This window comes from Photorhabdus sp. S10-54 (genome assembly GCF_963878145.1).
GTDB classification, from domain to species: Bacteria; Pseudomonadota; Gammaproteobacteria; order Enterobacterales; family Enterobacteriaceae; genus Photorhabdus; species Photorhabdus kayaii.
Genome location: NZ_CAWNXG010000006.1, coordinates 39,963 through 50,614, shown reverse-complemented (window position 1 = coordinate 50,614; position 10,652 = coordinate 39,963). Strand labels below are relative to the sequence as shown.

7 protein-coding genes are annotated in these 10,652 nt (G+C 38.8%); 6 read left to right on the top strand and 1 reads right to left on the bottom strand.

Annotation, left to right across the window (positions count from 1 at the left end; translation table 11 throughout):
* The first annotated feature begins 7 nt into the window (after positions 1 to 7).
* From AACQ83_RS05065 to AACQ83_RS05045, 5 genes are all read left to right on the top strand, one after another.
* Positions 8 to 1,654 (top strand): cyclic peptide export ABC transporter, encoded by a 1,647-nt coding sequence (locus AACQ83_RS05065; RefSeq protein WP_112876697.1) that lies wholly within the window; start codon positions 8 to 10, stop codon positions 1,652 to 1,654.
* 178 nt (positions 1,655 to 1,832) lie between these two features.
* A complete protein-coding gene (locus AACQ83_RS05060) occupies positions 1,833 to 2,576 on the top strand; it encodes an aspartyl/asparaginyl beta-hydroxylase domain-containing protein (RefSeq protein WP_112876696.1) in 744 nt (247 codons plus the stop codon).
* A 164-nt stretch (positions 2,577 to 2,740) separates the two neighbouring features.
* Complete coding sequence (locus tag AACQ83_RS05055) at positions 2,741 to 3,721, top strand: TauD/TfdA family dioxygenase (RefSeq protein ID WP_192880988.1); 981 nt, start codon at positions 2,741 to 2,743, stop codon at positions 3,719 to 3,721.
* Positions 3,722 to 3,723: 2 nt separating this feature from the next.
* Complete coding sequence (locus AACQ83_RS05050) at positions 3,724 to 6,147, top strand: acylase (RefSeq protein ID WP_112876695.1); 2,424 nt, start codon at positions 3,724 to 3,726, stop codon at positions 6,145 to 6,147.
* A gap of 296 nt (positions 6,148 to 6,443) precedes the next feature.
* A complete protein-coding gene (locus AACQ83_RS05045; protein WP_112876773.1) occupies positions 6,444 to 7,229 on the top strand; it encodes a cupin-like domain-containing protein in 786 nt (261 codons plus the stop codon).
* 287 nt (positions 7,230 to 7,516) lie between these two features.
* On the opposite strand, the gene AACQ83_RS05040 is transcribed toward AACQ83_RS05045, so the two are convergent.
* Complete coding sequence (locus tag AACQ83_RS05040) at positions 7,517 to 9,148, bottom strand: family 43 glycosylhydrolase (RefSeq protein ID WP_112876694.1); 1,632 nt, start codon at positions 9,146 to 9,148, stop codon at positions 7,517 to 7,519.
* A 913-nt stretch (positions 9,149 to 10,061) separates the two neighbouring features.
* On the opposite strand from AACQ83_RS05040, the gene AACQ83_RS05035 reads away from it, so the two are divergent.
* The gene (locus AACQ83_RS05035; protein ID WP_112876693.1) at positions 10,062 to 10,541 is read left to right on the top strand and encodes a DUF2946 domain-containing protein; all 480 of its coding nucleotides are present in this window, start codon (positions 10,062 to 10,064) and stop codon (positions 10,539 to 10,541) included.
* Positions 10,542 to 10,652: the final 111 nt, after the last annotated feature.

Genomic DNA, 10,652 nt, shown 5'->3' with positions numbered 1-10,652 from the left:
AATCTCGATGATCTCTGATTTGGTTAAAGCCAATCGGTTAAAAATTATTCTTAATAGTATTGTTGGTGCTTTTAGTGCTTTCTTTAGTATTTGGCTAATATCCTTAATTACCGATGATGCATTGGAACAGATTAGTGTTGACTTATTATCATGGACAATTAAGTTCTTCAGTGGGCTGGTTTGTTTATTTATTGTAAGTTCTTTTGCTAATTACTTAATGACAAAGTTAAGTGTGAAAATTATTTTTGAGGTTCGTAGTGCCTTAGTAAAACGAATCTTGAATACCCCTTATGCCATTTTGGATAGGATTGGAGGACATAAAGTTCAGGCCAGCTTAACATCTGATGTAAGTGATATTTCTAGGGCTATTTCTACTATGCCACAGTTTATTTATCATGTGATTACTGTGATTGCATGTTTGGGTTTTTTGGCATTCAAATCGATTGGTCTTTTTGTGGTCATCTTGGTTATTCTCCCATTAGGAATTTTGGTTTCGTGTTATTTCATCAGTAAAGCCGAAGCTTATGATGATATATATCGTGATGATTATGATAATCTTCATGAGCAGTTTAAAAGTCTGGTGGATGGGGTTAAAGAGCTGAATAACAATGAAAGACGAAAAAAATCGTTTTTTAATCGAGGTGTTTTACCATCATTAGAAAAGATTAATGATTCTGATCTTAGATCGGAAATTTTCTGGAAACTGAATGAAAATTGGGGTCAAGTACTATTATTCTTGGTTCTTGGGGCTATTTTATTTTCACATATTATGTGGGGAATAGGGGAAAGTAACGATATTCTTACCTTTATCTTTATAATGACATTCTTACTGGGGCCTGTTGATTTTATTTTATCATCCCAGGAAACTATAGTAAAAGCGCTTATATCTCTGCGTAAGATTGATCGCTTGAGGTTTTCTGAAAACTTATCAATGGAGCCAAGGTTAACCAACACAGAAGAATTTAAAGAGTGGTCTCGAATTTCCCTGCGTTCCATTAGCTTTAAGTATGCCGGTGAAGGGAACTGTTTTTCTGTTGGGCCGATTAATCTGGATATTCAGCGCGGCGAAATTATCCTTATTAAAGGCGGTAATGGCAGTGGTAAGTCAACTTTTGCCAAATTGTTGATTGGCTTATTGAATAAATCTGAAGGTGATATTTTCATAGATGATAAGGTGGTTAATAAAGATAACCGAGAGAATTATCTGAATATGTACAGTGTTATTCATTCGGATTTTTATCTATTTGATACGGTAATTAATCGAAAAGGTGAACTTGCCGATGATGAATTAACTCGTCAATATCTGAAAAAATTGGATTTAGCAGCAAAAGTCACGGTTAAAGATGGAAAATTATCCACAACTAAGCTTTCTCATGGTCAACGTAAGCGCTTAGCGCTGGTTATCTCTTATATGGAAGATGCACCTATTTATTTGTTTGACGAATGGGCAGCCGATCAGGACCCTAATTATAGAAGATTTTTCTATCATGAATTACTTCCTGAAATGAAGCGCGATGGAAAAACTATCATTGTTATTAGCCATGATGATAAATATTTTCATATCGCCGACAGAGTTATCACGATGGATAATGGTTTAGTTGATAATATTGAAATCAATGTACACCCCGATAAAGTAGAAAATGCGGCTTTATAGCCCGCTATTGCTAAGATGTAATCATAATATACCCTATGGATTTCAAGATGCATCGCGGCGGCAAGGGAGCGAATCCCCGGGAGCATAGAGAACTATGTGACCGGGGTGAGTGAGTGCAGCCAACAAAGAGGCAACTTGAAAGATGACGGGTATAAAACATAAATATCAGGAGGTTATCATGTTGGAACTATTTGAAGATCAATTGGCTGGAATTAGAGAAAAATATGGGAGTGACTGTTTAAAAAGAGTAGAGGATATGTTTTATCCTTTACTACAACAAAGAGCGCCATTACAAGCAGATGCCAAATATATCATGCCCGGTCTTTCTACCTCGCCGTGGTTGGATACGAATTCGTTTCCGCAATTGCAGCCGTTAGTCACCTCATTGATGAATAATGCGGGTAAAATAAAACAGGAAATTAACGCAGTCATCAGTGGTGAGTCTCAATATATCACCGATTATGAGCACTATTTGGGAACTCAAAAAGATTGGAAAGCATTATATTTATTTAAAAATGGTCAGCCTAATAACGCCGTTGCCAATATTTTGCCCGCTACATGGCATATTTTTAATAATGAATTACGGGATTGGCATTGTCCTCTATTGGAAATTCATTTTTCGGTGTTGCAACCGGGTACGGTGATTAAACCGCATTGTGATTTATGGAATTTCACCCTTAATTTACATTTTGCGGTCGATATTCCTGCTAGCAATTGTGAGATCATCGTTGCGAATGAAGCCAGATGTTGGAAAGAAGGTGAGTGTTTACTTTTTGATTACTCTTATCAGCATGAAGCTTATAACCGTTCAGATAAACATAGAATTTGTTTATTAATGGATATCTGGCATCCCAATTTATCATTTGCAGAACGAGAAGCACTGGTTTTGATCATTACCGGTATTCGTAAACTTTTTGGTTAGTTTATACCCTATGGATTTCAAGATGGATCGCGACGGCAAGGGAGCGAATCCCCGGGAGCATAGATAGTGCAGCCAACAAAGAGGCAACTTGAAAGATAACGGGTATATTTTTCTAGGTATGTGTTGCTGGCTATTGGCAACACAGTTTAAAAGGACAGCCTATTATGAATAGAAAAGGGCAGTGCATCGTGTCTGATATTCAGGAGTTTGATGACTTCATTTTTGAGCTTGACTCAGCAGAACAGACATATTTAAAGCAGGCATTTTTAAAGTCTTCTCTAAAATATGACATTGATAATTTCGAATATTTTTATTGGAAATGTTTTTATCAATCATTTAATTTGCCTGTGCGTTTACAGAAAAAACTATTTGATTTTCGAGCGTTAGAAAATGAAAATTATTTATTGATAAAGGGATTGCCTGTCCCTGATGATCTTGGCTTAACGCCTTTATCTTATGAACAAACAAATAGTTCTGAGGTAGCGGGTGTTCGTACTTTGATATCAACGATATTATCTCGAATTGGGTATATTTATTCGTTTGTCAATAAAAAGAACTTTAATTTTATCGATGATGTTTTTCCAATGGAACAATATAAGAATGTGCAATTAGGCACAAATAAAGAGTTTTTGGAATGGCATGTTGAAGATGGTTTCCATGATGCAAAAGCAGACTGGGTTGCTTTATATTGTTTGCGTGGCGACAAAAATGCCGAAACCTACTTATTTCAAACAAAGAATATTCATTTGGATGCTGAAACCATTGCTGAATTGCAAGAACCAAACTTTGAGATCGATGTCGATCCGACCTTTATGTCGAATATTGGTGGCCGCCGTCGTGTTGCCATATTAAGTCAACATAAAGAGCCAGAAATGATATTTGATCCAGCTTATATGCGTTGTTTAACACCAAAGGCAGAAGCCGCGTTGGAAAAGTTGAATCAGTGTATTAATGAAAATAGAGAGGCTTTTATATTATCTCCTGGAGAAATGTTGCTATTTGATAACCGTAAAGTCGCTCATGCGCGTAGCGAATATGAACCTCGATACGATGGTTATGATCGTTGGTTACTCAGAGCATTAATATTGGAATCAAAATTCAAAGCCAGAGATTGCTTTTATACAGGCACTTTAAGGGCAAAATAAAAATGACATCATTTAAAACAGTATTATTTAAAAAAATATCATTTAAAACAATCACATTACTGTCAACTATTTTGTTGACAATAAGTTGTGGCGGATTTAAAAGTTATTCAGAAAAGACGACGACAGCATTTGAAGCGAAAATTGTTCGTACTCATTATGGTGTCCCACATATTTATGCGCAAGACTTGGGAAGCCTGAGTTTTGGCAATGCCTATGCTCAGGCACAAGATAATATATGCATCATGGCGGATCATTATGTACGCATTCGGGGAGAACGTGCGCGTTTCTTTGGTGCTGATAGAGATAAGCAGGGGGATTCACTGAATTTAATTGAGGACTTCGGTTATAAAGCTTTAGCTTTGGTGGAACAGGCGCGTGAGAAATGGCCGCAATTAAGTACTGATTCACAGGTAATTATTGATGGGTTTGTTGCAGGTTATAATACCTACCTGTCCCATGTAAAGGAAGGGCGTTATACCTTACCAAAAGCTTGTCGAGATCAAGAGTGGGTAGTGCCTATTCAACGTGAGGATGTGCTGGCATATGTGTTTTCTATTGCGGTATTTCCTGGTTCTGCTCAATTTCTTGCTGATTATTATGCTGCTGATCCCAATAAAGATGATCAAAAACAGTTGGCTTCACAGACATCAAGGAATAATGGTTATTCCATTGGTTCGAATGGTTGGGCATTAGGCCGTGACAAAGTTGAAGAGGTCAATAGCATGTTATTGGCGAACCCCCATTTTCCTTATGAAGGCAACATGCGTTTTTGGCAAGTGCATCATGTCATGAATGGAAAGATTGATGTCATGGGAGCGTCTTTAATTGGTTTCCCGGGTATTGTTAATATTGGATTTAATCACAATATTGCCTGGACTCACACTTATTCATCGGCTGAACATGTCATTGTTTATAAAATGCAAACTGCTGCTAATAATCCGCTCAATTATGTGATTGATGGTGTTATTAAACCGGTAATGTCGAAACCAATTCATATTGACGTCAAAACCGATAGCGGTATTGAAACTGTCACGAAAGATCATTTTTATACTGATATTGGGCCTATTATTGAAAATGAAGACTTTGCCTGGTCCGAGTCTGAATTTTATGTCGTGAAAGATGTCAATCTTTACAATCTTGATATGATTGATCATTGGTTGGCGTTGAATCGAGCGGATAGTCTTGCCGATGCAAAACAATCTTATAAAGATTTTAATGGCTTGGCTTTTAATAACACGCTGTTAACTGGTAAAGAAGGTGTTGGTATTTTTATTGGTGATAAAGCTGTACCGGCATTACCTCTTGAAGCTATTCAATTATTGAATGACAACGAAACCCTAGCGGCGGCACGTGAGAAGTATGGCGTGACTATTTTACCGGGTAACTCATCATCAATGATTTTTACCGAAGCCTTGGGTTATGATCAGACCCCACAGCTTGTGGAAACATCCTATGTACAAAATTCCAATGGTTCTCACTGGGCAACGAACCTGGAACATTTGCTCGAAGGTTTTTCTCCACTTCTTGGTAACGAGCGGAAGCCACTATCATTCAGAACTCGTATGGGGTTGCAACTAATAGAGGATGCGGCGGGTGATAATAAGCGATTTTCTCTCATGGAGTTAGAACGGGCGTTATTCTCTGAGCGTTCATATTTAGCCGAACTGATATTAAAAGATGTGATTTACCTATGTGATAAAACACCTAGCCGATTAATTAAACTGGAGAATGGCATGAAGGTGGATATTACGCAGGCATGTCAATTGCTATCACAATGGAACGGTGAATTTAATGCGGATAGTCGGGGCGCGATTATATTCCGTGAATTAGCGTTTTTAATTGATCAGCAAGAACATTTTGCCGTACCGTTTGATATAGCCCACCCGGCAACAACGCCACGCCAATTAAAACAAAGTGAAGAGCTTGTTACCTTGTTAGCACGGGCGGTTGCTAATGTGAAGAATGTGGGGCTGGCTTTAGATATTCCGGTAAGTAAATTTCAATTTATTGAAAGTACCGCACCTGACGGTAAACCGGCAGGTAATCGCATGAGTTGGCCGGGGTTATTTCAAGAAGAAGGCGGCTTTAATATGATCGCGACATGGGATGGGGATGAAACCCTATTTCCTAAACATCATTATACTGTGGGTAATGATGTGGTGAGTGGTGAAGTATTGGAATCGGAGCTAACTGATCAGGGATATCATATTCGTTATGGGTCTAGTTGGATAATGTTGGTGGCATTTGATCAACAAGGGCCTAATGCGCGCGGGTTACTCACTTATTCGCAATCTTCTGATATTGATTCGCCTCATTTTGCAGATCAGAGCAGATATTATTCTCATTATAAACAGCTATTGCCGTTGCCTTATTGGTTAGAAGAAGTTCATCAATCAACTATTTCGGAATTGATTATCCAACATTAAGTTAAGATTGCTTGGCACCGGTTCACAAGAAATTTTTTGATGTTTTTAACATATACTCTATGGATTTCAAGATGCATTGCGACGGCAAGGGAGCGAATCCCCGGGAGCATAGATAACTATGTGACCGGGGTGAGTGAGTGCAGCCAACAAAGAGGCAACTTGAAAGATAACGGGTATAAGCATTATAGCTGGCTGGCTGCTTCAGCCAGTTATAGAAAATACTATTTATTCTTTGGAACGATATAAATATGATGGATTTTTCTAATTCTAGTTATCAGAAATGCGTAGAGTTCACCATGCCATCCATAGAGGATGTATCTGCTTGTATGATGAATAGAGTCCCTTTTATTATTCGAGGAGGCGCTGAACAGTGGGTAGCAAGAACAAAGTGGACATGGGACTATTTTCAGCAAAAATTTGGTCATCACCTGATAAAAGTATTTCGATCATCAAATAATAAAGATAATAAATATATGTCTCTTGGTGACTATATTGATTATATAAAAGATGTGGAAGAACCCGATCCTTATTATGCTTCTGCGTGGCCATTTTCGCTCTATTTTAAAGAATTGGTGAGTGATTATGAGGTCCCTGACTACTTTTCTTGCTTAATTCGTCAACGTGTTTCAGACGATATTTTGCATAATGAAGCAGCATTATTATTACTTCGCTGGATTTATATGGGGCCTAAAAACAGCGGCTCTCGTATGCATTTGGATATTGCTTCTACTCATGCCTGGAATGCGGTGATTAGTGGTCGAAAAGAGTGGGTATTTTATGGGCCGGAAGAGGCAATGAAAATAGGTTATGGCAAAGTTGATGCTTTTAACCCTGATCTGGTCTTATATCCCGATTTCATTCAGGCTCAAGGAATTCATTGTATACAGAATCCTGGTGATATTGTTTTCACGCCTTGTACACACTATCATCAAGTTAAAAATTTGGTGGCAGGAATTTCGATCACTGAAAACTTTATTAATGACACTAATCTAGAACTTGTTAAGAACGCCATAACTAACGACGATGATATATCACCTGAACAGGCGAATTTTATTCGAATGTTGATTCCTGAATTAGGTTAATTGTTGGAAATAAAGGGGCAGTTGATGGTAGTAATAAGATGAAAAATGCCTTTGGGCCAACATGAATGGCGTTTTTAATGCCGATTATTATAGTCAGGCGACTTGGCCTCGTCGGCTGACTATATTGGGTTGAAGCAGGCTATTCTACTTTGCAAAAGTGGGTAGCTTTATGTTGAATTAAAAAAACGATGGTCGAAACACTCTAAGTATGTAGCTACGACCATGATGTAATATGGAAAACTCTGCATATCAAGGAGTTGCTGTGCTTGACTCAGCTAGTGAAATGGCTATTTCACTAGGTAGAGTGGGTATTTTGTTGGATAGGAATCGTATTCAGATGACGGTACCATCTTAATGGATGATTTATTATCTCTGATTATCTTTATTCCATTTACTGGCCATTTAGCGGAATTAAGAAGAAACGCGGCTGGTTGTCCAGTTGTACCAATAACGGGTGCACCGACTTTTAATGACGCGCCATATGGAATGGCATGGAAAATCTCGGGTGTAACTTCAACGAAGTTCTTAGTTAAGAACTGAATTGACCGAATTGACTCAGCTTGAAAACGCGTTCCAGATACAACAAATGTTAAAGGTAAACCGGCTGCTTTAATTCCATAACCTTCGTAGATGTTCGCGATCTGACTGGGAAGCAGACTTTCACAGTTTATTTCAGCACTGACGTCGATACCAATATGTGCCAAGTTTGTAGGCGACATGCGAGGAAAATTACGCGCAGTCGCATTGATAACATCCATTGGTAGTATACGGCACTGTCCGGTACTTGAGACAACTGAGTGCTTATCAGGTCTTGATACAATACCGGGACCTTCTACAGTAGAGGTACTTAATTGGACGTCGTTGTAGATTTTCGTAGAGAAATCTGGAGGATAAAAGCTTAAAGATAGCCTGGAGCCATCATTGTGGGCCACGATCCATGCATTGAGTGCATCAGAAAACTGCATATCGACGCTTACCCAATAGTTTTGACGGTATCCGGTGTGATTCTCTTCCGTTTTTGTGACGAATCCATTCGGAGTAAGTTCTTCCACTTCACTTTGAAAGGTTGGATCGGGAGATCTTAAGACATATTGTCCACCGCCGCCGTAAATTTTATCTAGGGAATTTTCCCCGGTCGTATCGGTGTACATAAGGTAAAACATGCCATTGAGATAGGACACGGATGGTTGCCCTGCTCCATAAGGATTTCCATCTAGCTTCTTGTTGGCGGGTAAGATTATCGGATTACCGTTATTTGCACGTGTCCAGTTAATTCCGTCAGTACTTGTTGCGAGGCCAATTTTTGTTATACCTTCAGCATCAACGCGAACGCTGTCCCACCCACCATAATACATATAATATGTACCGTTAACCCGTATGACAGAGGGATCGCAAGTGTGGACTTTATCGAATGCGTTTGCTTCCTTGTTAGGGGAAAAAACAATCTGGTAGGGGTCCCTGCTTCCACGTGCGTGGAAAGGGCCGTCAAGAGATGCAGATTCGGCATAGAAAATATGGTCACCGGGATGAGTGCGATCGGAGCCACACCACCACATCCGATATACCCCGTCCAACATCACGGAAGGTGCATAGTTGTATACTCCCCCTTTAACCACAGGACCGATAGAAGTCCGAATATCTGATGTTGTTAAAGGTATCTCTGTTTGTGCTAATGATGGGGGGGCCAATAATAATCCGCAGAGAAGAGCTAAGTTTAGGGTTACTAATAAGACATGTCGATAAATCACACGCAAATGGCGAAACAGCAATCCACAGTAATGCAAAGTGTAAACTAAAGCATCATTTAATGTGGACCTGCGGTTACTTGTCAGAGCCGACATTTTAAATACATAGTTATTGATGTTTAATTGCTTGATGATATTCCAAATTTTTGGGGTTTTTTTGGTACACAAAGTCACAATTGTCTCCAGAGTTGTAAATTTAAGTAATGGAACGAGAAAAGTTCTTAGCAAAACCTCTCTCAAATATGCCCTTAAAAAAAGATATAATGGTTAGATAACCAGCATTCTTTGAGTTAAATTCAGTCGGCGATTGATAATTTAACCTGCTATGTGACCGTGTCTTGCGAGTATGTTGCATAAATTAGTGCTGGTTTGTTCAAACAGCTCTTGTGCTGGCCTTCTGGTGTGCCTTTATGGGTATCTCTTTACCAATGTCTCTATAACAAACCACTATTTATCAGCGCTGATGTAGTACAATAATCTACTATCATAAGTCATTATTAAAGATAAATTTTTTGTATTTTTACCCTGTCAGTGTCAAACTATCAGAGTTAAATAAATCAGTATAAAAAATCTAACAGTCATTATTTGTTTTGTGGTGAATATCTATTCATAACAGAAAATGTTACATAATTCACAAAAAAATAGCAATTAGTTTATTTTTAAGACTATTCTTAATGAATCAATCAAAAAATTCTGGTTAGGAGCAGGGCTCTCTTATTTCGCGTTATCGTGTGTTGTATTTCAGCTATAGAAAACGTGATGTTCACAACCGCAAAAAGTTGCATGACTCAAGGCTTTTCTAATGAGTGTTTTTTGTGGAGGGTAGAAAAATGCGGCTGTAATACGAAGGTCTATGGGTTATAGGGTAAGAGTCAGTGTGGAAACGGTATTGCTAAGAATACAGTTATTATGACAGGCTTGATTTTCGGTATTTTTGGTCTAATGAATGAAAATAATCCCGCAGATTTTAAAAAAACAACAAATTCTGTCGTCAAAGCGACATTCCTGCATAAAGTGTTTTAACATTTGGTCGTTAAATACGTACAATCTCGTTCCTGAATGTGTTCTCTACAAGAATAGGCTTAGTTTGTCACTGATCCAATTTTACACATCGCGGAGCCGCCTGCCAGCTTGGCTCGGTATATTCGCGATACTGATGTTGTTCATTGCGCCAGTGATCTCCCGGTCACTGGAACATGTGCGCATTGGTGAGGCTCATTCATCGAAAGTGGTCGATTGCCATAGGGTGATGTCATCTGACGGTGATATGCCTTGGAATATGTCTCATTCTGACGTTTCTTCCGTATCATATGTTACTAACCATCATGATGGCATGCAGATGGGTATGCATGGTGGTGGTATGTCGATGTTGGAGGATATTGCCTGTGGATACTGCGTTTTTCTGATCCATATACCTATGCTGGATTTGGCGAATACACCGCTATTTTGGTCAACTTCGCTGACTTCACGGCCACCACCGATTCAAACCGTAGCTTCCTTTCTGCCGCATTTCATCTTTTCTGATTCGTTGCCTCGTGCTCCGCCTGAACAGATCTTATCTCATTAATTTAAACATAATGAAATGTCTTGTCCTGCTCATTATTGAGTCAGGAAAAGTCTGTTCATACCAAAAACGATTTGGTTGGATTCTATAACGTATTCCGCTGTTGATAGAAAT

What these genes read in the sequence shown, in the direction of transcription:
- AACQ83_RS05065 (WP_112876697.1), top strand. Translation starts at nt 8, where the DNA reads ATGATCTCTGATTTGGTTAAAGCCAATCGGTTAAAAATTATTCTTAAT.
- AACQ83_RS05060 (WP_112876696.1), top strand. Translation starts at nt 1,833, where the DNA reads ATGTTGGAACTATTTGAAGATCAATTGGCTGGAATTAGAGAAAAATAT.
- AACQ83_RS05055 (WP_192880988.1), top strand. Translation starts at nt 2,741, where the DNA reads ATGAATAGAAAAGGGCAGTGCATCGTGTCTGATATTCAGGAGTTTGAT.
- AACQ83_RS05050 (WP_112876695.1), top strand. Translation starts at nt 3,724, where the DNA reads ATGACATCATTTAAAACAGTATTATTTAAAAAAATATCATTTAAAACA.
- AACQ83_RS05045 (WP_112876773.1), top strand. Translation starts at nt 6,444, where the DNA reads ATGCCATCCATAGAGGATGTATCTGCTTGTATGATGAATAGAGTCCCT.